The 26,542-nt window shown below is 73.4% G+C and carries 26 protein-coding genes; 21 read left to right on the top strand and 5 right to left on the bottom strand.

All coding sequences use genetic code 11. From position 1 onward, the window contains the following. Nucleotides 1-6: 6 nt before the first annotated feature. The 8 genes from FHU40_RS29290 (at nt 7) to FHU40_RS01810 (ending at nt 6,202) form a co-directional block, all read left to right on the top strand. Complete coding sequence (locus FHU40_RS29290; protein ID WP_183590588.1) at nt 7-2,244, top strand: DEAD/DEAH box helicase; 2,238 nt, start codon at nt 7-9, stop codon at nt 2,242-2,244. Between the two features lie 7 nt (nt 2,245-2,251). Further along, complete coding sequence (gene rsmD / locus FHU40_RS01840; protein ID WP_183590587.1) at nt 2,252-2,818, top strand: 16S rRNA (guanine(966)-N(2))-methyltransferase RsmD; 567 nt, start codon at nt 2,252-2,254, stop codon at nt 2,816-2,818. Next, nucleotides 2,815-3,294: a pantetheine-phosphate adenylyltransferase gene (gene coaD / locus FHU40_RS01835; protein ID WP_183590586.1), complete on the top strand. Its 480-nt coding sequence runs from the start codon at nt 2,815-2,817 to the stop codon at nt 3,292-3,294. The genes rsmD and coaD overlap by 4 nt, the downstream gene beginning before the upstream one ends. Before the next feature lie 374 nt (nt 3,295-3,668). Beyond that, on the top strand, nt 3,669-4,031 hold the full coding sequence (locus FHU40_RS01830; RefSeq protein ID WP_343057675.1) for a YceD family protein: 363 nt from the start codon (nt 3,669-3,671) through the stop codon (nt 4,029-4,031). 52 nt (nt 4,032-4,083) lie between these two features. After that, complete coding sequence (gene rpmF / locus FHU40_RS01825) at nt 4,084-4,269, top strand: 50S ribosomal protein L32 (protein ID WP_181644900.1); 186 nt, start codon at nt 4,084-4,086, stop codon at nt 4,267-4,269. Next, nucleotides 4,224-5,036, top strand: a complete 813-nt coding sequence (gene rnc / locus FHU40_RS01820) for a ribonuclease III (protein WP_183590585.1) — start codon at nt 4,224-4,226, stop codon at nt 5,034-5,036. The genes rpmF and rnc overlap by 46 nt, the downstream gene beginning before the upstream one ends. A 9-nt stretch (nt 5,037-5,045) precedes the next feature. Next, complete coding sequence (gene mutM / locus FHU40_RS01815; protein WP_183590584.1) at nt 5,046-5,915, top strand: bifunctional DNA-formamidopyrimidine glycosylase/DNA-(apurinic or apyrimidinic site) lyase; 870 nt, start codon at nt 5,046-5,048, stop codon at nt 5,913-5,915. An 83-nt stretch (nt 5,916-5,998) separates the two neighbouring features. Next, nucleotides 5,999-6,202 (top strand): hypothetical protein, encoded by a 204-nt coding sequence (locus FHU40_RS01810; RefSeq protein ID WP_183590583.1) that lies wholly within the window; start codon nt 5,999-6,001, stop codon nt 6,200-6,202. Nucleotides 6,203-6,222: 20 nt separating this feature from the next. Here the strand turns inward: FHU40_RS01810 and FHU40_RS01805 are convergent, their stop codons facing one another. After that, complete coding sequence (locus FHU40_RS01805; RefSeq protein ID WP_183590582.1) at nt 6,223-6,651, bottom strand: hypothetical protein; 429 nt, start codon at nt 6,649-6,651, stop codon at nt 6,223-6,225. A gap of 113 nt (nt 6,652-6,764) precedes the next feature. Here FHU40_RS01805 and FHU40_RS01800 point away from each other — a divergent pair, with 113 nt between their 5' ends. The 5 genes from FHU40_RS01800 to ftsY all read left to right on the top strand — a co-directional run bounded on the left by FHU40_RS01800 (nt 6,765) and on the right by ftsY (nt 13,732). Next, nucleotides 6,765-8,012, top strand: a complete 1,248-nt coding sequence (locus FHU40_RS01800; protein WP_183590581.1) for an MFS transporter — start codon at nt 6,765-6,767, stop codon at nt 8,010-8,012. A 142-nt stretch (nt 8,013-8,154) separates the two neighbouring features. Beyond that, nucleotides 8,155-11,775: a chromosome segregation protein SMC gene (gene smc, locus FHU40_RS01795; RefSeq protein WP_183590580.1), complete on the top strand. Its 3,621-nt coding sequence runs from the start codon at nt 8,155-8,157 to the stop codon at nt 11,773-11,775. Continuing rightward, the gene (locus tag FHU40_RS01790; RefSeq protein ID WP_183590579.1) at nt 11,772-12,221 is read left to right on the top strand and encodes a thioesterase family protein; all 450 of its coding nucleotides are present in this window, start codon (nt 11,772-11,774) and stop codon (nt 12,219-12,221) included. The genes smc and FHU40_RS01790 overlap by 4 nt, the downstream gene beginning before the upstream one ends. 72 nt (nt 12,222-12,293) lie before the next feature. After that, complete coding sequence (locus FHU40_RS01785) at nt 12,294-12,524, top strand: hypothetical protein (protein WP_183590578.1); 231 nt, start codon at nt 12,294-12,296, stop codon at nt 12,522-12,524. Nucleotides 12,525-12,559: 35 nt separating this feature from the next. Beyond that, on the top strand, nt 12,560-13,732 hold the full coding sequence (gene ftsY / locus FHU40_RS01780) for a signal recognition particle-docking protein FtsY (protein ID WP_183590577.1): 1,173 nt from the start codon (nt 12,560-12,562) through the stop codon (nt 13,730-13,732). On the opposite strand, the gene FHU40_RS01775 is transcribed toward ftsY, so the two are convergent. Beyond that, entirely contained in the window at nt 13,733-14,110 is a 378-nt protein-coding gene (locus FHU40_RS01775) for a DUF2304 family protein (protein ID WP_183590576.1), read from the bottom strand. Continuing rightward, entirely contained in the window at nt 14,107-14,856 is a 750-nt protein-coding gene (locus FHU40_RS01770; protein ID WP_221199484.1) for a glycosyltransferase family 2 protein, read from the bottom strand. The genes FHU40_RS01775 and FHU40_RS01770 overlap by 4 nt, the downstream gene beginning before the upstream one ends. A gap of 223 nt (nt 14,857-15,079) precedes the next feature. Between FHU40_RS01770 and FHU40_RS01765 the strand changes: the two genes are divergently transcribed. From FHU40_RS01765 to FHU40_RS01755, 3 genes are read left to right on the top strand one after another with little or no spacing between them, the layout of a single operon-like run. Next, nucleotides 15,080-16,387, top strand: a complete 1,308-nt coding sequence (locus FHU40_RS01765) for an ammonium transporter (protein WP_343057674.1) — start codon at nt 15,080-15,082, stop codon at nt 16,385-16,387. Further along, entirely contained in the window at nt 16,384-16,722 is a 339-nt protein-coding gene (locus FHU40_RS01760; RefSeq protein WP_183590574.1) for a P-II family nitrogen regulator, read from the top strand. Before FHU40_RS01765 ends, FHU40_RS01760 begins: the two co-directional genes overlap by 4 nt. A gap of 47 nt (nt 16,723-16,769) precedes the next feature. Beyond that, nucleotides 16,770-18,944 (top strand): [protein-PII] uridylyltransferase, encoded by a 2,175-nt coding sequence (locus FHU40_RS01755; protein ID WP_183592289.1) that lies wholly within the window; start codon nt 16,770-16,772, stop codon nt 18,942-18,944. Here the strand turns inward: FHU40_RS01755 and FHU40_RS01750 are convergent. Continuing rightward, complete coding sequence (locus tag FHU40_RS01750; protein WP_183590573.1) at nt 18,922-19,203, bottom strand: hypothetical protein; 282 nt, start codon at nt 19,201-19,203, stop codon at nt 18,922-18,924. The genes FHU40_RS01755 and FHU40_RS01750 overlap by 23 nt on opposite strands. A gap of 92 nt (nt 19,204-19,295) precedes the next feature. Between FHU40_RS01750 and ffh the strand changes: the two genes are divergently transcribed. The 5 genes from ffh (at nt 19,296) to FHU40_RS01725 (ending at nt 25,616) form a co-directional block, all read left to right on the top strand. Next, nucleotides 19,296-20,855 (top strand): signal recognition particle protein, encoded by a 1,560-nt coding sequence (gene ffh / locus FHU40_RS01745; RefSeq protein WP_183590572.1) that lies wholly within the window; start codon nt 19,296-19,298, stop codon nt 20,853-20,855. Further along, a complete protein-coding gene (locus FHU40_RS01740; protein ID WP_183590571.1) occupies nt 20,852-21,220 on the top strand; it encodes an NYN domain-containing protein in 369 nt (122 codons plus the stop codon). Before ffh ends, FHU40_RS01740 begins: the two co-directional genes overlap by 4 nt. A gap of 116 nt (nt 21,221-21,336) precedes the next feature. Then, nucleotides 21,337-22,569, top strand: a complete 1,233-nt coding sequence (locus FHU40_RS29285; protein ID WP_183590570.1) for an MFS transporter — start codon at nt 21,337-21,339, stop codon at nt 22,567-22,569. 364 nt (nt 22,570-22,933) lie between these two features. Then, complete coding sequence (locus FHU40_RS28765; RefSeq protein WP_221199483.1) at nt 22,934-24,274, top strand: HNH endonuclease signature motif containing protein; 1,341 nt, start codon at nt 22,934-22,936, stop codon at nt 24,272-24,274. Between the two features lie 268 nt (nt 24,275-24,542). After that, nucleotides 24,543-25,616: an amidohydrolase family protein gene (locus FHU40_RS01725; RefSeq protein ID WP_183590569.1), complete on the top strand. Its 1,074-nt coding sequence runs from the start codon at nt 24,543-24,545 to the stop codon at nt 25,614-25,616. Here the strand turns inward: FHU40_RS01725 and FHU40_RS01720 are convergent. Next, entirely contained in the window at nt 25,596-26,516 is a 921-nt protein-coding gene (locus FHU40_RS01720) for a response regulator (RefSeq protein WP_183590568.1), read from the bottom strand. The two genes, FHU40_RS01725 and FHU40_RS01720, sit on opposite strands and share 21 nt — an antisense overlap. Nucleotides 26,517-26,542 lie beyond the last annotated feature (26 nt).

Genomic DNA, 26,542 nt, shown 5'->3' with positions numbered 1-26,542 from the left:
ACACCCGTGATCACACTCGACTCACCCGTCGCCACCGTCCTCGGCGACCAGAAGAAGAAGCGCGACGCCATCGTCGAGCGGCTCGGCCTGCGCACGGTCGGCGACCTGTTGCACCACTTCCCGCGGCGCTACCTCAAGACCGGCGAGCTCAGCCGGGTCGAGCGGCTGCACGAGGGAGAGATGCTGACCATCTCCGGTCGCCTCGGGAAGCCGCAGAAGCGGACCTACACCGACCGGCGCACCCGACGCACGGCGTACCGCGTCGACACGGTGGTCCACGCCGAGGGCGCCAGCCTCCGGATGTCGTTCTTCGCCCAGTCAAGCCGGATCGCCGACTGGAACGTGGCGCGGCTCGCCGAGGGGCGCGAGGGGATCTTCCTGGGCAAGGTCGGGAGCTTCCGCGGCGAGTGGCAGCTGACCAACCCGCAGATGGTGCTCTTCGGCAGCGGGGGCGAGGACCTCGCCGAGCTCTCGCTGGAGACGCTGCGCGCCTTCTACCCGATCTACCCCCTGACCAAGGGCGTCGACTCCTGGGACATCCAGAAGGCCATCGCGTTCGCGCTGTCGGTCGTCGACGACGTGCCCGACCTGCTCCCGGAGGCGGTCCGCGAGCAGTACGACCTGCTCGACGCCCGTCGGGCGCTGACGTGGATCCACGCGCCCGACGACTGGGCCGAGATCACCCGCGCCCAGCGGCGTTTCCGCTTCGAGGAGGCCCTGGTCACCCAGCTCGTGCTGGCCCGGCGGCGGCGCGAGGTCCGCGCGCTCGGCGCCCGGGCGCGCACCGGCGACCAGGGCGGCCTGCTCGCGGCGTTCGACGCCCGGCTGCCCTTCGCGCTGACCGACGGCCAGCGCGAGGTGGGGGAGCAGATCGAGGCCGACCTGGCCCAGGACCACCCGATGAACCGGCTGCTCCAGGGCGAGGTCGGTTCCGGCAAGACGCTGGTCGCGCTGCGCGCCATGCTGCGCGTGGTCGACTCCGGGGGCCAGGCCGCGCTGCTCGCCCCGACCGAGGTGCTCGCCCAGCAGCACCACCGCTCGATCACCGCGCTGCTCGGCGACCTCGCCGCGGGCGGGATGCTCGGCGGCGCCGCCGACGCCACGAACGTCGAGCTGCTCACCGGCTCGATGACCAAGGCCCAGCGCGCCGAGCCGATGTCGCGACTCGTCACCGGCGAGGCCGGCATCGTGATCGGCACCCACGCGCTGCTCGAGGAGCGGGTGATCTTCAACGATCTCGGTCTGGTCGTCGTCGACGAGCAGCACCGCTTCGGCGTCGAGCAGCGGTCCGCGCTCACCGACAAGGCGGGCGCCCCGCCGCACGTGCTCGTGATGACCGCCACGCCGATCCCGCGCACGGTCGCGATGACGGTCTTCGGCGACCTCGAGACCTCCACGCTCACCGAGCTCCCGGCCGGCCGCGCGCCGATCCAGACCAACGTCGTCCCCCTCGCCGAGCACCCCGGCTGGCTCGGCCGGGTCTGGGAGCGGGTGCGCGAGGAGGTCGAGAAGGGCCATCAGGCCTACGTCGTGTGCCCGCGCATCACCGGCGACGAGCAGGAGCAGGGCGAGACCGACCAGGTCGACCTCGACGACGAGGACAACCCCGTGGTCCCCGATGCGCCCACCGGCGGCCTGTCCGCCGTGGAGGAGGTCGCCGCGCAGCTCGCGGAGGCCTCGCTCGCGGGCCTCCGGGTCGAGCGGCTGCACGGCAGGCTGCCGCCCGACGAGAAGGACCGCGTGATGCGTGCCTTCGCCGCCGGGGACGTCGACGTGCTGGTCTCGACGACCGTGATCGAGGTCGGCGTCGACGTCGCCAACGCCACGGCGATGGTGCTGCTCGACGCCGAGCGGTTCGGCGTCTCCCAGCTCCACCAGCTCCGCGGCCGGGTCGGCCGGGGCGGGCTGCCCGGCCTCTGCCTGCTGGTCTCGCGCGCGGAGCAGGGGAGCGCGGCCCGCGAGCGGCTCGACGCCGTCGCCGCGACCACCGACGGCTTCGAGCTGAGCCGGGTCGACCTCGAGCAGCGCCGGGAGGGCGACGTGCTCGGCAAGTCGCAGTCGGGGTTCCGGTCCGGGCTGCAGAACCTCCGCGTGCTCCGCGACGAGGCGACGATCGTGCAGGCCCGCGAGGCGGCCAACGCACTCCTCGACGCGGACGCCGATCTGAGGCTCGCGCCCGACCTGGCCACCGAGGTGGCCCGGCTCGAGGCCTCCGTCCAGGCCGACTTCATCGAGAAGTCGTGAGCACGCCATGACCCGCATCATCGGAGGCAGCGCCGGCGGTCGGCGGCTCCAGACGCCCCGCGGCGACGCCACCCGCCCCACGAGCGACCGGGTCCGAGAGGCGCTCTTCTCCGCGATCGAGTCGTGGTGCGGCTCGCTGCACGGCCTCCGCGTCCTCGATCTGTACGCCGGATCCGGCGCGGTCGGCCTCGAGGCCTGGTCGCGTGGCGCCGCGACCGTCACCCTGGTCGAGCAGGACCGCCGCACCGCCGCCCTGGTCACCGCCAACGCGCGGACGATCGGCTACCCGAGGGCCGAGGTCGTCGCGGCCTCGGTCGCCGCCACGCTGCGCAAGCGGCCGAGCGCGGCGTACGACGTGGTCTTCCTCGACCCGCCGTACCCGCTCGACGACGAGATGGTCGCCGGCGACCTCGCCGCGCTCGTCGACCACGGCTGGCTGGCCCCTGGCGCGATGGTCGTCGTCGAGCGCTCGTCGCGCAGCCCCGAGCCGGCGTGGCCGGAGGGGCTCGGCCGGGAGCGTGAGAAGCGTTACGGGGAGACCACCCTGTGGTTCGCGGTAGCGTCCACGCCATGACCCGCGCCGTCTGCCCCGGATCGTTCGACCCGGTGACCAACGGTCATCTCGACATCATCCGCCGGGCGGCAGCGATCTTCGACGAGCTGGTGGTCGCGACCGGCACCAACCCCTCGAAGTCGCGGCTGTTCGACCCCGACTCGCGCATGGAGATGCTGCGCGAGGTCTGCGCCGACCTCCCCAACGTGCGGGTGATGGGCTTCACCGGCCTGATCGTGGACTTCTGCCGCGAGATCGGCGCCGCGGCGATCGTGAAGGGCCTGCGGGGCGGCAACGACTACGAGTACGAGCTGCCGATGGCGCAGATGAACTCCCACCTCACGGGCGTCGAGACGGTCTTCGTGCCCACCAACGCGTCCTGGGGCTACGTGTCGTCGAGCCTCGTCAAGGAGGTCGCCTCGCTGGGCGGGGACGTCTCCGCACTGGTGCCGCCCGCCGTGCACGCCCGGCTCACGCTGCGGCTGGCCGAGCGCTAGTGGGTTTCGAGACGTGTCGCTGGTCCCGCGCTGGCGCGCGGTCCCAGCCGACACCCTCAACCCCCTCGGCCCACGCTCGTCCCTCGCAGGCTCGGTCCGAGCTACCTCGGGGTTTGGCCGGGCCGACGCCCGACCGGTACGCTTCTCGCTGATCTGTCGTGCCTGAAACCGGAAGTAGAACCCTGAGCAGCCTGGACCCGAGAGCGCCGCTCGTGCTCGACACCCGCGAGCTCGGCCGCCGCCCGGGGTCCCAGCATCAGGTGACGCGGACGGTTCCGGCACCGGCAGATCTGGGCATCGAAGTCCTCCGTGTCCCGGAAGGCTCACAGGTCGAGCTCGACCTGCGGCTGGAAGCGGTCATGGAGGGTGTGCTGGTGACGGGCTCGACCGAGGTCGAGCTCGTCGGTGAGTGCGCGCGGTGCCTGGAGCCGATCTCCGACCGGATGGTCGTCGGCTTCCAGGAACTGTTCGTCTACGAGGACCAGCGCAACCCCTCCGAGGAGGACGACGAGGTCAGCACGCTCGAGGGAGACCTGGTCGACCTGGAGCCCCTGCTGCGGGACGCGGTGGTGCTCGCACTGCCGTTCCAGCCGCTGTGCGAGGACGACTGTCCCGGGTTGTGCCCCGACTGCGGGGCCCGACTCAAGGACGACCCGGACCACGCGCACGACGCGCCGATCGACCCGCGTTGGGCGGGGCTGGCGGCCCTGAAGCAGGACCAGCACGACCAGAACTGAGACCAGATCGACACATGGCCGGAGACTCCGGTCCTGGCTAGAGGAGAGAACAGTGGCTGTCCCGAAGCGGAAGATGTCGCGCAGCAACACGCGTCACCGTCGCTCGGCCTGGAAGGCCGTGGCGCCCCAGCTGGTGACCTGCGCGAACCCCGCCTGCGGTGCCAAGCACCTCCCGCACCGTGCGTGCGGCGAGTGCGGCCAGTACGGCGCGCGCGCCGACCGTCGTCAGGTCCTCTGACCGGTTCCGGTCCGCTGACCAACTACGCCGCGCTGCGAGCAGCGCTCGGGGACCCCGAGCTGGACCCCGAGCTGCTCGAGCGCGCACTCACCCACCGCTCGTACGCGTACGAGAACGGTGGTCTGCCGAACAACGAGCGCCTGGAGTTCCTGGGCGACTCGGTGCTCGGCGTGGTCGTCACCGAGACGCTCTACCGCACCCACCCGGACCTGTCCGAGGGCCGGCTGGCGAAGCTGCGCGCGGCGGTCGTCAACGCCCGCGCGCTGGCCGAGGTCGGCCGGGGCATCGGCGTCGGCGAGCACGTGAAGCTCGGCCGCGGCGAGGAGACGACCGGCGGCCGTGAGAAGGCGTCGATCCTCTCCGACACCGTCGAGGCGGTGATCGGCGCCGTGCACCTGAGTGGGGGCTTCGAGGGCTCCGCCCCGGTGGTGCACCGGCTCTTCGACCCGCTCATCGAGGCCGCCTCCGCGCTGGGCGCCGGCCTGGACTGGAAGACCTCGCTGCAGGAGCTCTCGGCCGAGCACGGGCTCGGCGTCCCCGAGTACGTCATCGAGGACGAGGGCCCCGACCACATGAAGACCTTCACCGCCCAGGTGCGGGTCCGTGACCGCCTCTACGGCAACGGCGTCGGGCGCTCCAAGAAGGAGGCCGAGCAGGCGGCCGCCGAGACGGCGTACGGCGAGATCGCCAGCGAGCTCGACGTCGCTGACCCGGCAAGCAGCGCCGCCGTGGACACCGCAGCGGACACTGCCGCCGAGCAGGGCTGACCGGCTCCGGTGCCCGAGCTCCCGGAGGTCGAGGTCGTGCGCGCCGGCATCGAGCGCCACGTCGTCGGCGCCACCATCACCCGCGTCGACGTCCTGCACCCGCGCCCGGTGCGCCGCGACCCACGTGGTCCCGCCGGCTTCGCCGCGGCCCTGACCGGCCGCCGCGTCGACGCCGTCCGGCGCCGCGGGAAGTACCTCTGGCTGCCGCTCGACAGCGGCGACGCGCTGCTGGGCCACCTCGGGATGAGCGGACAGATCCTGGTCCAGCCGCCCGACGCGCCGGCCGAGCGGCACCTGCGCGTCCGCTTCGCCCTCGACGGCAGCGACGAGGGCCGCGAGATGCGGTTCGTCGACCAGCGGATGTTCGGCGGGCTGTCCTTCTCCGGGGGCGGCGCCGAGCTGCCGCCGGAGATCGCGCACATCGCCCGCGACCCGCTCGACCCGGAGTTCGACGACGACCTGTTCGTGCGCCGGGTCCGCAAGCGGGCCTCCGGCATCAAGCGGCAGCTGCTCGATCAGGGCCTGGTCTCCGGGGTCGGCAACATCTACGCCGACGAGGCGCTGTGGCGGGCGCGGCTGCACGGCGAGCGCCCGGGGGAGCGGCTGACCGCCGCCCAGGTGCGCGAGCTGCTGGGCCACGCCCGCGACGTCATGGTCGCCGCGCTCGGCGAGGGCGGCACGTCGTTCGACGCCCTCTACGTCAACGTCAACGGCGAGTCGGGCTACTTCGACCGCTCCCTGCACGCCTACGGGCGCGAGGGGGAGCCCTGCGACCGGTGCGGTACGCCGGTGCGCCGGGTCGCGTTCATGAACCGCTCGTCGTACTTCTGCCCGGTCTGCCAGCCCGCCCCGCGCCGCCGCCGGAGCGCCTCACATTGACCCGCGGCGCCCTGGGTGGGACTCTTGAAGACGGCCCGCCATCGCGGACCCCATCCCCTCTCACCACCCCGGAAGGCTCATACATGGCCAAGGCGCTGATCGGCTACATGGACAGCGACCTGCGGACTCCCGCACTCTCGGCCGAGAACGCTCGGCTGCGCGCGCGTGTGGGCGAGCTCGAGGCACTCGTGCTGCGCCTGAGCGAGGAGAACGACAAGCTCGCGGCCGCGCAGGCCGCCGCGCTCCTCGACGAAGCCGCGTCCCTGTCGGAGATGCAGCCCGCCTGACCGTCGCCAGGCACGGCTGGTCAGGTCCGGCGTGCCTTCATGCTGGCGGTGTCGCCGGTCTGCGGCTCCCGCCACACCACCTTCAGCTTCGCGCCGACCCGCTTGGCCTTGGCACTGACCGGGCTCACGCAGGGGCTCGGACCGCGGGTTATCACCTCGCGGAACGTGTACCAGCCGCCCTTCTTCCCGCGGAACTTCCAGGTCCCGGAGCAGATCCCGGGGTAGGTGATCGTGCCGCGCAGCTTCCCGTGCCGCTGGGTGATCCTCACCTTCGCGGTGTAGCCGACCGGGCCGCCCGCGTCGCCGTACACGGCGCCCTTCCACGAGCCCGTCACGCCCTTCGCGGCGCGGGCGTGGTCGGTCCGATCGGCGTGCGTCGGTGCCGCGGTCGCGGCCGGTGCGACCGTCACGGCGGACGCCACGAGCGCCGCCAGAGCCGTCTTGATCATGCTGTCTCCCCGTCTCCGGTCCCTGGTGGGACGTCTGCCCTGACCTACCCCAGGGCCGGTGCGCGGTAAACCGGAGGAAATGCGTCGGGAGCTGCGTCTAGAGTCAGCGCCTTGTGAGCAGGCTGGTGGAGATCGTCGCGCCGCGCCGTCTCGGCACCGGCTTCCGCTGGCTGCTCGCGTCGTCCTGGGTGAGCAACCTCGGCGACGGGCTCGCGCTCGCGGCGGGGCCGCTCCTGGTGGCGTCGATGACCGACGACCCGGCGCTGGTCGCGATGGCGGCCCTGCTCCAGTGGCTGCCGCCGCTGGTCTTCGGCCTGTACGCCGGGGCGCTCGCCGACCGGCTGGACCGGCGGCTGATCATCGTCACGGTCGACCTGCTCCGGGCGGGCGTGCTCGTGCTGCTCACCCTCGCCATCGCCACCGACGTGGTGTCGATCTGGCTGGTGCTGCTGGCGATGTTCCTGCTCGGCACCGCGGAGGTGTTCGCCGACAACACGGCCGCGACGCTGATGCCGATGCTGGTCCACCGCGACGACCTCGCGGTCGCGAACGCCCGGCTCACCACGGGCTTCATCACCGTCAACCAGCTCGCGGGGCCGCCGATCGGGGCGGCGCTGTTCGCAGCCGGACACGCGCTGCCCTTCCTGGCCCAGGGCGTGGTCGTGGCGCTCGGTGCGCTGCTGGTGGCACGGGTGGTGCTGCCGCCGCACCGGCGAGAGGCGCCCCAGACCCACCTCCGGCAGGACATCGCCGAGGCGTTCCGCTGGGTGGTTCGCCACCCCGCCGTCCGCACGCTGGTGCTGACCATCTTCGTCTTCAACATCACCTTCGGCGCCGCCTGGTCGATCCTGGTGCTCTACGCGACCCAGCGACTGGGCCTGGGCGAGGTCGGATTCGGCCTGCTGACGACGGTGTCGGCGGTGGGCGGGCTGGCGGGCACGCTGTCCTACGGCTGGATCACCCGGCGGGTCAGCCTGGGCAACCTGATGCGCGTCGGCCTGGTCGTCGAGACCCTGACGATGCTCTCGCTCGCGCTGACCACGAGCGCCTGGGTGGCGATGGGGATCTTCTTCGTCTTCGGCGCGCACGCCTTCATCTGGGGCACCACCTCGCTCACCATCCGCCAGCGCGCCGTCCCGAACGAGCTCCAGGGCCGGGTCGGTAGCGTCAACCTGGTCGGCGTCTTCGGCGGGCTGGTTGTCGGCTCGGGCCTCGGCGGGGTGATCGCGCAGCACGGGGGAGTGACGGCGCCGTTCTGGTTCGCCTTCGTCGGCTCCGCGGTCTTCGTCGTGCTGATCTGGCGCCAGCTCACCCACATCGCGCACACCGACCACGCCGACCACGCAGAGGCCCCGGCCTGAGCCGACTCGGCACGTGCCCGGATGCCGGGGATCGGGGGTGGAGCCGGGTATCGTGAGCCAGGCTGAGCTTCCCCTGGGTCGGCTGCGATGATGCAGCCTCCGACCTCAGTGTCCGCGGAACCGACCAGCTGGGAGCCCGACGTTGTACCTGAAGAGCCTGACCCTCAAGGGGTTCAAGTCCTTCGCCTCCTCGACCACGCTCCAGCTCGAGCCCGGCATCACCTGCATCGTGGGTCCCAACGGCTCCGGCAAGTCGAACGTCGTCGACGCGCTCGCCTGGGTGATGGGCGAGCAGGGGGCCAAGTCGCTGCGCGGCGGCAAGATGGAGGACGTCATCTTCGCCGGCACCTCGGGCCGGCCGCCGCTCGGGCGGGCCGAGGTCGTGCTGACCATCGACAACGCCGACGGCGCGCTGCCGATCGAGTACTCCGAGGTCACGATCAGCCGCACGATGTTCCGCAGCGGCGGGTCGGAGTACGCCATCAACGGCAACTCGTGCCGGCTGCTCGACGTCCAGGAGCTGCTCTCCGACTCCGGCATCGGCCGCGAGATGCACGTGATCGTGGGGCAGGGCCAGCTCGACACGATCCTGCACGCGACGCCCGAGGACCGCCGGGGCTTCATCGAGGAAGCCGCCGGCGTCCTCAAGCACCGCAAGCGCAAGGAGAAGGCGCTCCGCAAGCTCGACTCCACCGAGGGCAACCTCGCCCGCCTGGGCGACCTGCTCGTGGAGATCCGCCGCCAGCTCAAGCCGCTCGGCCGCCAGGCCGAGGTCGCGCGGCGGGCGGCCACCGTGCAGGCCGATGTGCGCGACGCCCGCGCCCGGCTGCTCGCCGACGACCTCACGGTCGCCCGCACCTCGCTGGAGCAGGAGCTGGCCGACGAGTCGATCCTGGTCACCCGCCGTGAGCAGGTCGAGGCCGAGATCGCGGCCGGCCGCGAGCGCGAGACCGCCCTTGAGGCCGCACTCCGCGAGGACCTGCCCGCCCTGGCGCAGGCCCAGGAGACCTGGTTCGCGCTCTCCGGGCTCAAGGAGCGGCTCCGCGGCACCCAGTCGCTGGCGGCCGAGCGCGTGCGCAACGCCGCGGGCACCCGCGACGTGGAAGAGGCGCGTTCGGGCCGCGACCCCGACCAGCTCGAGGCCGAGGCGGCGCAGGTGCGCGAGCATGAGGAGCGGATCGCCGCCGAGGTGGACGCCCACCGGGTCGCGCTCGAGGAGGCCGTGACCGCTCGCCGGGGCGCCGAGGACGCCGCCGCCGAGGAGGACCGCAAGATCGCCGCGCTGCAGCGGGCCGCCGCCGACCGCCGCGAGGGCCTGGCCCGGCTCAACGGTCAGGTCAACGCGCTGCGCCAGCGGGCGGCCGCCGCCGACGAGGAGGTCGGCCGGCTGAGCCTGGCCCGCGAGGAGGCCGTGGCCCGGGCCGAGCGGGCCCAGCGCGACTTCACCGCGCTCGAGACCAAGGTCGCCGGCCTCGACGCCGGCGAGGAGGGTCTCGACGCCGAGCACGAGGCGGCCTCGGCCGGCCTCGACGACGTCGAGGAGCGGCTCGCCAAGGCGCGTGACGAGGCGCTCCAGGCCGACCGCGACCGCTCCGCGCTCGCCGCCCGCAAGGACGCGCTCGAGCTCGGCCTCAACCGCAAGGACGGCGCGGGTGCGCTGCTCGCGGCCAGCGACGAGGTCTCGGGACTGCTCGGCTCGGTCGCCGCGCTGCTCAGCGTGCGGGTGGGCTTCGAGACCGCCGTCGCCCAGGCGCTCGGCTCCGCGGCCGACGCGGTGGCCGTGGCCGACGCCGGCGCCGCCGTACGCGCCATCGAGCACCTCAAGGGCGCCGACCTCGGCCGGGCCGGGATGCTGCTCGGCGGCGCGCCCGACCAGCCGCGCGACTGGCCCGCGCTGCCGCCGGGCGCCGAGTACGCCGTCGACGTCGTCGAGTGCCCCGGCGAGGTCCGCCCCGCGCTCACCCGGCTGCTGCTCAGGGTCGCGGTCGTCGACGACCTGGCGGCGGCCCGCTCGCTCGTGGCCGCCCTGCCCGACGTCACCGCCGTGACCCGCGAGGGCGACCTGATCGGCACCCACTTCGCGGCCGGCGGCTCCGGCAGCCAGCCCAGCCTGATCGAGGTCCAGGCCGCCGTCGACGAGGCCGCGCAGCAGCTCGCCGAGACGATCGCCTCCTCCGAGCGCCTCGGCTTCGAGATGTCGCGGCTGGAGAGCGAGCGGCTCGAGGCGCACAAGCGGGTCGACGTCGCGCTCGCGAAGCTCCACGAGTCCGACGCCACGCTGGCCGCCGTCGCCGAGGAACTCGGCCAGTTCGGCTCGCAGGCCCGTGCCGCCCGCGGCGAGGCCGAGCGGCTGGCCCAGGCGATCGCGAAGGCCGAGGAGGCCCGGGTGCAGGCCGTGTCCGGCCTCGCCGATCTCGAGCAGCGCCTCGCGTCCGCGGAGGAGGCGCCCGAGGAGGAGCCCGACACCACCGCCCGCGAGCAGCTCGTCGAGGCCGCCCGCGGCGCCCGCCAGGGCGAGATGGACGCCCGGCTGGCGCTGCGCACCTCGGAGGAGCGGGCCCGCGCGCTGCACGGCCGCGCCGACGCGCTGCTGCGGGCGGCCGAGAAGGAGCGCGCGGCCCGGGCCCAGGCGGCCGAACGTCGCGAGCGGCTGATCCGCGAGGGCCGGGCCGCCGAGGCGGTCGGCGTCGCGGTGGGTTACGTGCTGGCCCGGCTGGAGATCTCGATCCGGCGCGCCGCCGAGGCCCGGGCCGCCGTCGAGCAGTCCCGCAGCGGCCGCGAGCAGGACCTCCGGGACGTCCGGACCCAGCTCCGCGACCTCGGCAAGGAGCACGACGAGCTGGTCAGCTCCGTCCACCGCGACGAGGTCGCCCGCACCCAGCGGCGGATGCGCATCGAGCAGCTCGAGGAGAAGGCGATCGAGGAGCTCGGCATCGACGCCGACGCGCTGATCGCCGAGTACGGCCCCGACGTGCCCGTCCCGCGGCTGTTCGACCCCGCCGCGACGAGCTCCCCGGACGCGGCCGCGACCGACGGGCCCGAGGCCGACGCCGAGACGCTGGACCTCGCCGACGGCGGCCAGCCCGCCACGTACCCGTATGTCCGCGAGGAGCAGCAGAAGCGGCTGCGCACCGCCGAGCGCGCGCTGCGCGAGCTCGGCCGGGTCAACCCGCTGGCGCTGGAGGAGTTCTCGGCGATGGAGGAGCGCCACCAGTTCCTCTCCGAGCAGCTCGAGGACCTGAAGAAGACCCGCAAGGACCTGCTCGACATCGTCCGCGAGGTCGACGAGCGCGTCGAGCAGGTCTTCACCGAGGCGTACGCCGACGTGAGCAGGGCCTTCGACGCGACCTTCGCGCGGCTCTTCCCGGGCGGCGAGGGCCGCCTGGTGCTGACCGACCCCGGCGACATGCTCGCCACCGGGGTCGAGGTCGAGGCCCGTCCGCCGGGCAAGAAGGTCAAGCGGCTCTCGCTGCTCTCCGGCGGCGAGCGCTCGCTGGTGGCGGTCGCGTTCCTGGTCGCGCTCTTCAAGGCCCGGCCGTCGCCGTTCTACATCCTCGACGAGGTCGAGGCCGCCCTCGACGACACCAACCTCGGTCGCCTGCTGGAGATCTACGAGGAGCTGCGCGAGAACTCCCAGCTCCTGGTCATCACCCACCAGAAGCGCACCATGGAGGTCGGCGACGCCCTCTACGGCGTGACCATGCGCGGCGACGGCGTCTCGGCGGTGATCAGCCAGCGGCTTCGCGAGGCGGAGAGCGCGTGAGCGACCGTCCCACCCGGTCCGACTACGTGGCGTGGCGGACCGTCACGACCCGGTGGCGCGACGACGACGCCTACGGGCACCTCAACAACGCGACCTACTACGAGCTGTTCGACACGGCGGTCAACGCCTACCTCTACGAGGCGACCGGCACCGACATCCGGGCGCTTCCCCAGGTCGGCGTCGTGGCCGAGACCGGCTGCCGCTACTTCCGCGAGCTCGGCTTCCCGGCGCCGATCGAGACCGGACTGGTCGTCGACAAGGTGGGCCGATCGAGCGTCGTCTACCGGATCGGGCTCTTCCAGGGTGACCCCGTGCGCGAGGGGGCCGCGGCCGCGGCCGAGGGGCGTTTCGTGCACGTCTACGTCGACAACACCGACCCGGCCCGCCCCGCCACGCCGATGCCCGACGTGATCCGCGCCGCAGTCGAGCGACTGCTGCGCGTCTGATTGCGGAGGGCCGCCCGTCGTGTGGCACGGTGGTGCCGCGGGTACGCCGTGGGCGTTCGTCTGACTCGGGAGGTGCGTGTGCTCACTGTCGTCGTGGTGATGGTCCTGATCCTGCTGGTGGCCGGACTGGTGGCGGCGTACGTCGCCTACCCCCACCGCGGCGAGCAGATGCCGGCGGCGCCCTGGCTCGGCGACGCGATGGCCCGGGCCGTCGACGCCGCGCCCGTCCTCGCAGAGGAGGACGAGAAGGTCTTCGCCCTCGACCCGCCTCGTGAGCACGGAGACGCCGAGCAGCGCCACTGACGGACCGCGCCACCTGCTCTGGTTGGATTGAGCCCATGGGTGACTGGCTCTATCTCGTCATCGCGATCGCCGTCCTGGCGGTCGCGCTCGTCGTCGGACTCGTCGTCGGCCGGGCCCGGCGTACGCCGTCGGCGCCGCCGGCGCCGGCCCCGGGCCTGCGCACCCCGCCCCCGCCCCCCGCGCCGACTGCGGCACCGACTGCGGCACCGACTACGGAGGCGCCGGCCGAGATCCCGGTCGAGGCAGAGGCCCCGGCCGCTCCCGCCGAGCCGCCCGCGCCTGCGCTGGAGCGACCCGACGGCACGGCGTCCCGGCTGGTCCGGCTGCGCCAGCGTCTGGCCGGCTCGCAGAGCGGGCTCGGCCGCGGCCTGCTCGCCCTGCTCTCCCGGGACCGCCTCGACGAGGACACCTGGGAGTCGATCGAGGACACCCTGCTCACCGCCGACGTGGGCGTCGCGCCCACCCAGGAGCTGGTCGAGAAGCTGCGCACCCGCCTGCGGGTGGAGGGCGGCGAGGACGCGCGTGCGGTGCTCCGCGAGGAGCTGCTGACCCTGGTCGACGCCGGCATGGACCGCCGCCTCCAGGTGAGCGGCGCCGAGGGCAGGCCCGGGGTGGTGCTCGTGGTCGGCGTCAACGGCTCGGGCAAGACCACCACGGTCGGCAAGGTCTCCCGGATCCTGGTCGCCGAGGACCGCACCGTGGTGCTCGGCGCCGCCGACACCTTCCGCGCCGCCGCCGTGGAGCAGCTGGCCACCTGGGGCGAGCGCGTCGGCGTCGACGTGGTCCGCGGAGCCGAGGGCACCGACCCGGCGAGCGTCGCGTTCGAGGCGGTCAAGGAGGGCCTCGACACCGGCGCGGACACCGTGATCGTCGACACCGCCGGCCGGCTGCAGAACAAGGCCGGCCTGATGGACGAGCTCGGCAAGGTCAAGCGGGTGATCGAGAAGCAGGCGCCGGTCACCGAGGTGCTGCTGGTCCTCGACGCCACCACCGGTCAGAACGGCCTGATCCAGGCCCGCGTCTTCAGCGAGGTCGTCGACGTCACCGGCATCGTGCTCACGAAGCTCGACGGCTCCGCCAAGGGCGGCATCGTCGTCCAGGTGCAGCGCGAGCTGGGCGTCCCGGTCAAGCTGGTCGGGCTCGGCGAGGGGGCCGACGACCTGGCCCCCTTCGACCCCGGGGCGTTCGTCGACGCGCTGTTGGGCTAGTCACTCCGCCTGGGAACCCGGCGCCGACTCGGGCGGCGAGGTGCGCTGCTCCAGGTCCAGCCGGAGCAGGGCGACCTCCTCGGCGAGCGTCCGGGTCTCCTCCTCGAGGCGGCCAAGCTCGTTGCTGTGCTGCATGCTCACCAGCATCAGCACCACGCTGGCCACGAAGAACAGCAGGTTGGCCGGCACGGCGACGCCGACGAGATCGGCCAGCGCCGGCAGCAGAGAGGGGACCAGCGCGATCAGGACCAGGCCGAGCGAGACGGTGACCCACAGCACGGCGTACTTCTCGCGCAGCCGGCGCCGCCGCATCAGCTCGAAGAGCGCGACCAGGGTGACCAGGGACCCGAGGATCCCGAGGATGTAGTTGGCGCTCACGCTTGCTCCGGGGGAGGCAGCTCGAGGCCGGTCGGCCAGGGACGCACCAGCGCCAGGCAGAGGGCGACCACGGCGCGGCCGAGGTAGAGGGCCGCACGCAGCGGCGACTGGCTGGGCTGACCGGCGGCGCGCGGCCGCATGGCCACGGGGACCTGCGTGATCCGGCAGCCGGTGCGGTGGGCGATGACCAGGGACTCGACGGTGTCGCCGAGGTACTCCGCGGGGTAGTGCACGGCGAACACCGTCATCGCGCGGCGGTTGGCCGCCCGGAACCCGCTCGTCACGTCGGTGAGCCGCTGGCGGGTCATCCGGCTGAGGGTCCCGGCGAGCACCCGCATCGCAACGCCGCGCAGCAGGCCGACCTTGTAGTCACCCTCGCCGGCGAACCGGGCGCCGATGACCACGTCGGCGTCTCGCAGCCCGTCGAGCAGCTGATCCAGGAACGCCGGGTCGTGCTGGCCGTCGGCGTCGACCTGCACCGCGGCGTCGTACCCGTGCCGGATCGCGTAGCGGTAGCCCGCGCGCATCGCGCCGCCGACGCCCAGGTTGAACGGCAGGCGGGCGACCTGCGCACCGGCCGCCTCCGCGACCGCCGCGGTGCGGTCACCGGAGCCATCGTCGACGACGAGCACGTCGAGCGTCGGGTGGGTCTCGCGCAGCACCGCCACGGTATGGCCCACGGCGTCCTGCTCGTTCCACGCCGGGACGATTGCGAGGACCCTCGACGGCGGGTCGGCGGCGGACATGGCGCGCATTCTACGGATGGGTGGGCATCGCGTACCGGGTGGGCCGCCGGTGCGGGAAACAGCGGTGTAACAAACCGGGGCACTCGTTTCCTGACCGCAACATGGCGCGGCGCGCGCCGAAACGTACGCCGCCGAGGGTGTTGGCCAATGGGCGGGCTCCGGGAGCCGACAGCGCGGTCGTCGCCGTACCCGCCCCTCCCGAGATGCGATCCCTGGAGGTTCTGTGGACGGCTACTACGCCTTCATGCTGGTGGCGACGGCCCTCGTCCTGATGATGACCGTGCCGGCGCTGGCGCTCTTCTACGGCGGCATGAGCCGCTCGAAGTCCGTGCTGAACATGATGATGATGTCGTACGTCGCGGTGGGCGTCGTCGGCATCGTGTACGTGCTGTGGGGCTGGTCGATGACGTTCGGCCCCGACGACGTGGGTGGGCTCTTCGCGAACCCCTTCGACCTGTTCGGCCTCGACGGCGTCGCCTCCGACGGCTACGTCGCGGTGATGTTCCAGATGACCTTCGCCGCCATCACCTCGGCGCTGATCTCCGGCGCCATCGCCGACCGCGTGAAGCTGTCGGCCTGGATCGTGTTCCTGCCGCTGTGGGTCACGCTGAGCTACTTCCCGATCGGCCACATGGTCTGGGGCGGCGGCTTCATCTCCGAGCACTTCGGTGCGCAGGACTACGCGGGCGGCACCGTCGTCCACATCAACGCCGGGGTCGCGGCCCTGGTGCTGGCGCTGGTCGTCGGCAAGCGGATCGGCTTCGGCAAGGAGCCGATGCGGCCGCACAACCTGACGCTGACGATGCTCGGCGCCGGCCTCCTGTGGTTCGGCTGGTACGGCTTCAACGTCGGCTCGATCGTCTTCACCGGCGCGACCGACGAGGAGATCCTCGCGCAGTTCTACTCCGAGACCGGCGTGACCTTCCTGAACACCACGGTCGCCACCTGCGCCGCGATGCTCGCCTGGCTGCTGGTCGAGCAGGTGCTGCACGGCAAGGCGACCTCGCTCGGCGCCGCCTCCGGCATCGTCGCGGGCCTGGTCGCGATCACGCCGTCCTGCGGCGCGGTCGAGATCCCGGGCGCGATCCTCATCGGCGCCGTCGCGGGCGGCCTGTGCGCCTGGGCGGTCGGCCTGAAGTTCCGGTTCGGTCTCGACGACTCGCTCGACGTCGTCGGCGTGCACCTCGTGGGCGGCATCGTCGGCACCGTGCTGATCGGCCTGGTCTCCTCCTCCGCCGCCCCGGGCGGCATCGACGGGCTGCTGTACGGCGGCGGCTTCGGGCCGCTGGGCGATCAGGTGATGGCGGCCGCCATCGCGATCGCGTGGTCGGCGGTGTTCACCACGGTCATCGCCTACGCCATCAAGCTGACGATCGGCTGGCGGGTCTCCGACGAGGCCGAGGTCGACGGCATCGACAGCGACCAGCACGGCGAGTCGGCGTACGACCTGCACGGCGGGCTCGGCGCCGGCACCGCCACCACCCCGTCGGTCCTGGCCAAGAGCACGATCACCGAAGGAGCCAACGCATGAGGCTCGTGACCGCGGTGATCAAGCCGCACAAGTGGGAGGACGTCCGGGAGGCGCTGGAGACCTTCGGCGTCGCCGGGATGACCGTCAGCGAGGTCAGCGGCTACGGCCGGCAGAAGGGCCACACCGAGGTCTACCGGGGCGCGGAGTACGACATCGCGCTGGTGCCCAAGATCCGGATCGAGATCGTCGTCGAGGACGAGGCGGCCGAGGACGTGGTCGGGATCGTGGTCAAGTCCGCTCAGACCGGCCGCATCGGCGACGGCAAGGTCTGGGTGCAGCCGGTCGACACCGTGGTCCGGGTGCGCACGGGCGACCGGGGAGAGGCGGCGCTCTGACGGCCGCGGGGCGCGCCCGGCGTACCGCCGAGGCCGACGCGCGATGCGTGGCGGCCTACCGCGCGAGTGCGGGCCCGGACGCCGGCGCCGCCCTGGTGGCCGTCGGCGGCTACGGACGCGGCGAGCTGGCGCCGTACTCCGACCTCGACGTGCTGCTCGTGGCCGACGACGGCGTGGACGTGCGGGCGGTCGCGGAGCGGGTCTGGTATCCGCTGTGGGACTCCGGCTCGAGGCTCGACCACGCCGTGCGCACCCTGCCGGAGGCGCGGGCGGCGGCCGGGGCCGACCTGAGGGTCGCGCTGGGGCTGCTCGACCTCCGCCACCTCGCCGGCGACGCCGGACTGACGCTGCGGCTGCGCACCACCGTGCTCGCCGACTGGCGACGCGGAGCCCGGGACCGGCTGCCGGCGCTCCGAGAGCTGGTGCAGGCGCGGCACCAGCGGGTCGGCGAGGTCGCCCACCTGTCCGTGCCCGACCTCAAGGAGGCCGAGGGCGGGCTGCGCGACGCCACGGTGCTGAAGGCGCTGGTCGCCACCTGGCTGGTCGACGTGCCGCACGTCGAGCTCGAGCGGGCCCGGCAGGCGATGCTCGACGTGCGCGACGTCCTCCACGAGGTCGCGGGCCGGGCGGGGGATCGGCTCGACCCGGAGCAGTGGGCCGACCTCGCCCGGGGTCTGGGCCTCGCCGACGCACCGGCGGCGCAGGTGCGGGTCCGCGAGCTCGGACGGCGGATCGCGCACCTCTCGCACCTGACCTGGCGGCGCGTCGACGCGGCCCTGGCGCGACCGGCGCGCACCGCGGCCGGCCGCCGCCCCGAGCTCGCGCCGCTCGCGGCGGGGGTGGCGCTCTCCGGCGGCGAGGTGGTGCTGACTGGCGCCGCCCGGCCGGGGGACGACCCACTCCTGCTGCTGCGGGCCGCGGCGCTGGCGGCCGAGCGCGACGTCGTGCTCGCTCCGCCGACCGCGGCGCGCCTGGCCCGCGAGGCCGCCCCGCTGCCGACGCCCTGGCCGGCGGAGGCGCGGCAGCTGATGGTCCGGCTGCTCGCCTCGGGGCGCGGACTGCTCGCGGTGTGGGAGACGCTCGACGAGACCGGCGCGCTGGCCCGGATCCTGCCCGAGTGGGAGCGGCTGCGCCTGCTGCCGCATGCGTCGCCGATCCACCGCTTCACCGTCGACCGGCACGTCGTCGAGACGTGTGTCGAGGCGTCGGCGCTGATCCGCCGGGTCGGCCGGCCCGACGTGCTGGTGGTCGGCGCCCTGCTGCACGACATCGGCAAGGGCGGCCTCACCGCGCACAGCGTCGCGGGGGAACCGGTGGCCCGCGAGATCGCCGCGCGGATGGGGTTCGGTCCCGACGCCGTCGACCTGGTCGCCCGGCTGGTGCGCTGGCACCTGCTGCTCTCGGAGACTGCGACGACCCGGGACGTCGACGACCCCGCGACGGCCGAGCTGGTCGCGCAGCGGGTCGGGAGCGTCGAGGCGCTCGACCTGCTGCTCGCGCTCACCGAGGCGGATGCGAAGGCGACCGCGCCGAAGGTGTGGTCGTCGTGGCGCGGGGGCCTGGTCCGCGGCCTGGCGTGCCGGACCCGGGCGGCGATCGACACCGGGGGAGTGCCGCCGCCGGTCACCTCCGACGTACCCGTCCCCGACGAGGTACGCCGTGGCGCAGTGTCGATCACGGTCGAGGACCTGCCGGACGGCACCCGGGTCCGGGTGATCGCGCCCGACCGGGTGGGGCTGCTGGCCGACGTCGCGGCGGTGCTCGCGCTCCAGCGAGTTCCGGTGCGGGCCGCGCGGGCCTGGGCCCAGGACCAGTACGCCGTGTCGGTGTGGGAGGTCGACGCGACCGGCCTGGACCCCGCGGTGCTCCGGCAGCGCTACGAGGCGATCGTCGCCGGCCGCCTCGACTCGGCCGTCAGCCTGCGCCGGGCCGAGCAGACCGCCGCGCTCGAGCCGACCGTCGTCGTCCGGCCCGAGGCGTCGGCGCGCGCGACCGTGCTCGAGGTGCGCACCGCCGACCGGCCGGGCACCGTCCACCTGGTCTGTGCCGCGCTGGCGGGCCTCGACATCGCCGTCAGGTCGGCGCACGTCGACACGCTGGGACCGCAGGCGGTCGACGTGTTCTACCTGCAGGAGGCCGCTGCCGGGGTGCTCGGTGACGTGCGGGCCGCCCAGGCGGCGCACGCGGTGCGGGCGGCGCTCAGCGCGGTCGCGGGATCCTGACCTGGTTGCGCTGGAGGTCCACGTTCCAGACCGGGTGCTCCGGGTCGGGCGTGGGCAGCACCTCGCCCATCTGCCTGCGGCTCTCGAGGTCCTCGTCGGCGCGCGCCCGGGCCGGGTCGAACGCCTCGAAGGCGGCGCCGAACGCGACTCCCGCACCGGCCCCGCTGTCGGCAGCGGTGTTGATCATGCGAGTACCGGCCCACACGACGAGGGCGCCGCCCGCCAGCAGCACCGCGACGGCCACCAGCACGAGCACCATGCCGCCAGCGTACGGCCCGCGAGGGCCGCCCGGTTAGGCTTGGCCTCTGCATCCGACCGTCCAGGCACCCCTCCAGCACCTCAGGACAGCACTTGTTCGCGACACTCTCCGACCGGCTCGCCGACACCTTCAAGAACCTCCGCGGGAAGGGTCGGCTCTCCGAGGCCGACATCGACGCCACCGCCCGCGAGATCCGGATCGCGCTGCTCGAGGCCGACGTCGCCCTTCCGGTGGTCAAGGAGTTCGTCGGCGCGGTCAAGGAGCGGGCTCGCGGCGAGGAGGTCAGCCAGGCGCTGAACCCCGCCCAGCAGATCGTCAAGATCGTCAACGAGGAGCTCGTCGCGATCCTCGGCGGCGAGACCCGCCGGCTGCGCTACGCCAAGTCCGGCCCGACCGTGATCATGCTCGCGGGCCTCCAGGGTGCCGGCAAGACGACGCTGGCCGCGAAGCTCGCGCTCTGGCTCAAGGAGCAGGGCAAGAGCCCGCTGCTGGTCGCCGCCGACCTCCAGCGGCCGAACGCCGTCAACCAGCTCCAGGTCAACGGCGAGCGGGTCGGCGTCAAGGTCTTCGCCCCCGAGCCCGGGAATGGCGTCGGGGACCCGGTGCGGGTCGCCCGCGACGCGGTCGAGGAGGCCAAGCGCACCCTGCACGACGTCGTCATCGTCGACACCGCCGGCCGCCTCGGCGTCGACGCCGAGATGATGAAGCAGGCCGCCGACATCCGCGATGTCGTCCAGCCCGACGAGGTGCTCTTCGTCGTCGACGCGATGATCGGTCAGGACGCCGTCAGCACGGCCCAGGCGTTCCTCGACGGCGTCGGGTACGACGGCGTCGTGCTCACCAAGCTCGACGGCGACGCCCGCGGTGGTGCCGCGCTGTCGATCGCGTCGATCACCGGCAAGCCGGTCATGTTCGCCTCCAACGGCGAGAAGATGACCGACTTCGACCTCTTCCACCCCGACCGGATGGCCTCGCGCATCCTCGACATGGGCGACGTCATGACGCTCATCGAGCAGGCCGAGAAGACCTTCGACGCCGAGCAGGCCGCGAAGGCCGCCGGCAAGCTGCAGACCGGCGACTTCACCCTCGACGACTTCCTCGAGCAGATGCAGCAGGTCCGCAAGCTCGGCTCGATGTCGAAGATCATGGGGATGCTGCCCGGGATGGGGCAGTTCCGTGACCAGCTCGAGAACTTCGACGAGCGCGAGATCGACCGCATCCAGGCGATCATCCAGTCGATGACGCCGGCCGAGCGGGCCAACCCCAAGCTCATCGACGGCTCCCGCCGGGCGCGCATCGCACGTGGCTCGGGCCGGCAGGTCTCCGACGTCAACCAGCTCGTCGACCGCTTCTTCGAGGCGCGCAAGATGATGCAGTCGCTGGCCAAGGGCGGCGGCATGCCCGGGATGCCGGGCATGCCCGGCATGGGCGGCAAGCGCTCGAAGGCCAAGCAGCAGGCCAAGAAGGGCAAGGGCAAGCGGGTCTCCGGCAACCCGGCCAAGGCCGCCCAGCAGGCCGCCGCGGAGAAGGAGAAGGCCGCCAGCGGCGGCAACCCGTTCGGCACGCCCGCCGGCGGCGACGAGCCGGTCGACTACGAGAAGGCCGCCGCGGCGCTCAACCTGCCCAAGGACTTCTCCAAGTACCTCAAGTGACCCAGGTCCTCATCGTCGACGCCGCCAACGTCGTCGGCAGCCGGCCGGACGGCTGGTGGAAGGACCGCGCCGGCGCGGCCCGCCGGCTGCACGAGTCGCTGCTCGTGGCCGACACGGCGTACGACGAGATCGTGCTCGTCCTCGAGGGCCAGGCCAAGGGTGGGGTGCGCGCCGGGCGCGACGGACACGTGCGCACCGTCCATGCGAAGGGCGTCGGCGACGACACGATCGTCGCCGAGGCGCAGCGCGCCGCGGAGCGGGGCGACCGGGTGGTGGTCGTGACCGCGGACCGCTTCCTGCAGTCCCGGGTCGGAGGCGTGGGCGCGCAGGCGCTCAGTCCGTCCTGGCTGCTCGACCAGTTGTAGCGGCCCGGAATCGGCCTTCGGCCGGTCGGAGCCCTAGACTGGAGCCAGTTCAGGGTTTCACGCGTCTTGGAGGTGGGTTCGGCGCGTCGTTCGACGCGACCCGAAAGGCCCCTCCCGTGTCACCCCTCGCCTCCTACCGGCGGCTCTTCGAGCTCGCGGGTCCGACGTACGTCGTCGTCGCGTTCGTCGCCCGCCTGCCGCTCGCGATGAGTCAGCTGGGCACCCTGCTCCTGGTCGCCGGCGCGACCGGCAGCTACGGCCTCGGCGGACTCTCCGCCGGCGCCCTCGCCGTCGCGAACGCCGTCGGCGCCCCGATCGCGGGCTCGCTCGCGGACCGGCTCGGCCAGCGCCACGTGGTGCTCGTCCAGTCGCTGGCCGGCGCCGCCTCGCTGACGCTGCTCGTCGCCCTGGTGCACGCCGACGCGGCGCCGGCGACCGTCGTCGCGGTCGCCGCCCTCGCCGGGCTCACGATGCCCCAGGTCGGGCCGCTGGCCCGGGTGCGCTGGCGGCCGATCACGGCGCGCACCGGCGGTCAGCAGCGCCGCCTCGTCGATGTCGCGTTCTCCTACGAGGGCGCCGCCGACGAGGCGTCGTTCGCGATCGGCCCGGCCCTCGTGGGCCTCGGGGTCGTCGTGATCTCGCCCGGTGGTGCGCTGCTCCTCGCGGCCGCGATGCTCGCGGTCTTCGGTACGGCGTTCGCGCTGCACCGCACCGCGCGGACCCATCGTGGTGCGGGCGCCGCGCTGCCGACCGGGCGGCTGCTGACCCCGGTGCTCGTGGTGCTGGTCAGCGCCCAGCTGCTGATCGGCACCCTCTTCGGTGCGACCCAGACCGGCACGACGGTGCTGGCCACCGCCGCCGGTCAGCCGGGTGTCGCCGGACTCGTGCACGCCACCCTCGGGGTCGGCAGCGCCGTCGCGGGCATCGCTACCGCGTTCATCCCCGAGCGGATCGGCCCGGAGCGGCGGATCCTCGGCGCGGTCAGCGCGCTCTTCGTGCTCTCGTTCCCGCTGCTGCTGGTCGACGGCCTGCCGGCGCTGATCGCGGTCGTGGCGGTGCTCGGCTGCGCGGTCGCGCCCTTCATGATCGGCGTGTTCACCCTCGCCGAGCGGGTCGTCGCGCCCGCCCGCGTCGCCACCGCGATGACGGTGCTCGCCAGCGCCACCGGCCTCGGCTACGCCGTCGGCTCCACCATCGCCGGCCGGCTCGCCGACCAGCACGGCCACACCGCGGCCTTCGCGGTCACCGTCGTTGCGATGGCGGTCGCGTTCGTCCTGGTCCTCACCGCGCAGCGGCGGCTCCAGGCCGCCCTGCACGTCGCCCGGCAGCCCGAGCTCGTCGCCGCGTAGCCGGCGCGGCGATCGGGTGGTCGAGGAAGGCGCGCGCCCGGTGGTTGAGGAAGGCGCGCGCCCGGTGGTTGAGGAAGGCGCGCCCACGGTGGTTGAGGAAGGCGCGCCCACGGTGGTTGAGGAAGGCGCGCTAGCGCCTGTCTCGAAACCACCAGTCCCGCGGGGAGTGTCGGCATCCGCGGTGGGTGCGTGGGTTTCGAGACGGTTGCTAGCGCAACCTCCTCAACCACCGTCGCCGAGCCTCCCGCCGAGCACGGTGGTTGAGGAAGGCGCGCTAGCGCCTGTCTCGAAACCACTCCGAACCTGGGCGGAATTCGCCGCCCAACCCCTTGTGTGATCGAACAATTGTTCGATAGAATGAGGCATGGCCAGCGCTCCCGTCACCGACCTCCGGGCCGGTGACGTGTCCGATGTGTCGGGGATGAGCGAGGCGGAGCTGGTGGACGCGATCCGCGCCCTCGAGGACGCCAAGGCCCGCGCCTGCGCGGTCCAGGCGCGGTTGACCCGGGCACTGGATGCCCGTGTGAGGGCCCGGCACGCCGACCAGGGGGTGCCGGTCGCGCGGCGGGGGCGGGACGTGCCCGGTCTGGTGGCCTACGCCCGCCGGGAGTCCCCCGCCCGTGGCACGCGGTTGTTGGGGTTCGCGCACGCCCTGACCGAGCTCCCGCACACCGAGGCCGCCCTGGCGGCCGGGGTGGTGTCGGAGTGGCGGGCGATCCTGATCGCCCGGGAGACCGCCTGCCTCCAGCCCGGACACCGGGCCCGCGTGGACGCCGAGCTCTGCGCCCCCGACAACCAGGGCGCGTATCGGTTCGAGGGGTGGGGCGACCGACGCCTGATCGCGCAGACCCGGGCGCTGGTCGCCGGTCTGGATCCGGCCGCGGTGGTCGACCGCCGCGCGAAGGCGGAGGCCGACCGGCACGTGAGCCTGCGGCCCGCGCCGGACACGATGGCCCGGCTCTCGGTACTGCTCCCGGTCGCCCAGGGCGTCGCCGTCTACGCCACCCTGACCCGGGCCGCCGACTCCGCCCGTGCCCAAGGCGACCCGAGATCACGCCGGCAGGTGATGACCGACACCCTCGTCACCCTGATCACCGGACAAGCCACCGCGGAGGCGGTCCCGGTCACGATCAACCTGACCGTCTCCGACCACACCCTCCTCGCCGGCGGACACCAGCCCGCCTGGCTCACCGGCTACGGCCCCCTGACCGCCGACCACGCCCGTCACCTCACCGCCACCGCCCTCGCCCACGCGCAGGCGGCGCGGGTGGCGCGGGTGGCGCTGCGGCGGCTCTACGCCCGCCCCGAGACCGGCACCCTCGTCGCGATGGAATCGAAGGCCCGGGCGTTCCCCAAGGCCCTCGGCCTGTTCCTCGAGCTCCGCGACCAGACCTGTCGCACCCCCTGGTGCAACGCCCCGGTCCGCCACCACGACCACATCACCGACCACGCCGACGGTGGCCCCACCTCCGCGATCAACGGCCAAGGCCTGTGCGAGCAGTGCAACCACACCAAACAAGCCCCCGGCTGGCGAGCCAGACCACTGGCCGGGCCACCCGATCAGCACGTCGTCGAGACCACCCTGCCCACCGGCCACACGATCCGATCAACAGCACCACGCGCACCCACACCCAGCCGCGTCGTACCTCGGATCCGACGCGAACTCCACTACCCCGACTTCGTCATCGAATACGCCGCCGCCTGACCCGGGCCGACCCGGTCGACCCGAGCAGACCGCAAGCCGCCCAGCAGCCGCAACCACCCCCCGTAACCCCCACCCACGGCGACCACACAAACCCGGTAAGCGCGTCACCGACCGTGACCACAAGCCGACCGCGCCGCTGCGCGACATCGACAAGCTGTTGCTAGCGGCTCAGGCGGGGCCCTGATGACGCGCGCGGGCCTGGGCGGCGTGCGGCGATCGGTGGGACGGCGGGGCCGGCGCCGGCCACCGCAGGCGGTAGCGTCCGGGCATGGCTGCTGCACTGAAGTTCTCCGGTCCGGTCCTGCCCGACGGCGAACCCCGTGAGCTGTACGTCGTGGACGGCGCGATCACCTACGAGCCGGTCGCCGGTGCCGAGCGGGCGGTCGACGGCTGGATCGTGCCCGGCCTGGTCGACGCCCACTGCCACCTCGGCCTGGGGGAGCACGGTGCGATCAGCGACGAGGAGACCGAGCAGCAGGCGATCGAGGATCGCGACGGCGGCGCGTTGCTGATCCGCGACTGCGGGTCCCCGGTCGACACCCGCTGGATCCAGGAGCGCGAGGACCTGCCGCGGCTGATCCGCGCCGGCCGACACATCGCGCGCACCAAGCGCTACCTGCGCGACTACGCCCACGAGGTCGAGCCGGCGGACCTCGCGGCGTACGTCGCCCAGGAGGCCCAGCGCGGCGATGGCTGGGTGAAGCTGGTGGGTGACTGGATCTCCCGCGAGGACGGCGACCTGATGCCATCGTTCCCGGCCGACGACTTCGCGGCGGCGATCCGCGTCGCCCACGAGCACGGCGCGAAGGTGACCGCCCACTGCTTCGGCAGCGACGTCCTCACCAGCGTGCTGGCGGCCGGCATCGACTGCATCGAGCACGGCACCGGCCTCGACGAGAGCCACCTCGCGCAGATGGTCGAGCGGCAGGTGGCGCTGGTGCCGACCGTCATGCAGACCGAGAAGTTCCCCGAGTACGCCTGGTCGGGGCGCGAGCGGTTCCCGGCGTACTCCCGCACCATGACCGATCTCTTCGTGCGCCGCCGCGAGACGCTGATGGCGGCGTACGACGCGGGGGTGCCGCTCTACGCGGGCTCCGACAACGGCGGGGTCAGCCGCCACGGCAACCTGGCCGGCGAGGTAATCGGGCTGGCCGCGATGGGGCTGCCGCGCGACTACGCGCTCGGCGCGGCGTCGTGGCGCGCCCGCGAGTGGCTCGGCTGGAACGCCGACCTGGCCGAGGGCGCGCCGGCGGACTTCGTCGTCTACGACGCCGATCCGCTGGCCGACCTGTCCGTGCTGCTCCGCCCGGCCTGTGTCGTGCTACGCGGACGGATCTGCTGACGGAGCCGCCGGCCGGACCAGGCGGTACTTGCTCCGGGGCAGCACCGCGAACCAGCGCGGCCGCGGGCCGTCGTCCTTGACCCCCAGCCGCAGGCCCGTCATCAGCGCGTCGATCCACCGCTCGTCCTGGCGGTGGGTGGTGGTCGCCGTCTGCTCGGTCTGCCCACGCATCCGCAGTGCGAGCTGGCGGGCGCTCAGCGTCCGGCTGCCGGCGTACATCAGGACCTCCAGCAGGTCGACCTGCTCCTGCGGGAGGTCGACGAGGCGGTCGTCGACGACGACGATGCCGCGCGCCGGATTGATCCGCAGCCCGCGGAACTCGATCCAGCCGCCGACGAACCGCATGCCGACCTCGAGCATGCCCTCGCGGCCGTCGTGCCCGGTGTCCTCGTCGTCGGGCTCCGGCTCGGCGCCGACGGGCTGCCCGGCGGCGACCTGGCGCAGGAACGCCGAACGCTCCGCGTCCTCCGCCGCCGGCGCCCAGCCGGTCTCGGCGGTCCCGCCGACGATCTCGGTCACCGGCCGGCGCGCGACCGCGGCCAGTCGGGCCCGCAGTTCGACCGGGCGGATCGGCTTGGGCACGTAGTCGTCGGCACCGGCGTCGAAGCCGGCGAGGATGTCGGCCTCCTGGGAGCGGCTGCTGATGATGACGATGTACGCCGAGCTGAACTCGCGGATCCGCCGGGTGGCCTCGAGGCCGTCCATCTCGGGCATCGTCACGTCGATGGTGGCGAGCACCGGCTGGTGCTGCTGGGCGAGCGCGATGCCGGTCGCCGCGTCGCCGGCGCTGAGCACGGCGAAGCCGGCCTGGGCCAGCACGACCTCCAGCAGGTCGATGGTGTCGCGGTCGTCCTCGATGATCAGGGCGGTCGGCCGCGCGTTCCCCGAGGCATCAGACACGCGACGGAGTATCACAAACGATCCGG

The sequence above is a fragment of the Nocardioides soli genome, assembly GCF_014191495.1.
Lineage (GTDB): Bacteria > Actinomycetota > Actinomycetes > Propionibacteriales > Nocardioidaceae > Nocardioides > Nocardioides soli.
Note: the sequence above shows the minus strand (reverse complement) of the source record. Positions and strands in the feature narration are given on the sequence as shown.

Coding starts and splice junctions, on each gene's coding strand:
- rsmD (WP_183590587.1), top strand. CDS start 2,252: ATGACCCGCATCATCGGAGGCAGCGCCGGCGGTCGGCGGCTCCAGACG.
- coaD (WP_183590586.1), top strand. CDS start 2,815: ATGACCCGCGCCGTCTGCCCCGGATCGTTCGACCCGGTGACCAACGGT.
- FHU40_RS01810 (WP_183590583.1), top strand. CDS start 5,999: ATGGCCAAGGCGCTGATCGGCTACATGGACAGCGACCTGCGGACTCCC.
- FHU40_RS01805 (WP_183590582.1), bottom strand. CDS start 6,651: ATGATCAAGACGGCTCTGGCGGCGCTCGTGGCGTCCGCCGTGACGGTC.
- ftsY (WP_183590577.1), top strand. CDS start 12,560: ATGGGTGACTGGCTCTATCTCGTCATCGCGATCGCCGTCCTGGCGGTC.
- FHU40_RS01770 (WP_221199484.1), bottom strand. CDS start 14,856: ATGTCCGCCGCCGACCCGCCGTCGAGGGTCCTCGCAATCGTCCCGGCG.
- FHU40_RS01760 (WP_183590574.1), top strand. CDS start 16,384: ATGAGGCTCGTGACCGCGGTGATCAAGCCGCACAAGTGGGAGGACGTC.
- FHU40_RS01750 (WP_183590573.1), bottom strand. CDS start 19,203: ATGGTGCTCGTGCTGGTGGCCGTCGCGGTGCTGCTGGCGGGCGGCGCC.
- FHU40_RS28765 (WP_221199483.1), top strand. CDS start 22,934: ATGGCCAGCGCTCCCGTCACCGACCTCCGGGCCGGTGACGTGTCCGAT.
- FHU40_RS01725 (WP_183590569.1), top strand. CDS start 24,543: ATGGCTGCTGCACTGAAGTTCTCCGGTCCGGTCCTGCCCGACGGCGAA.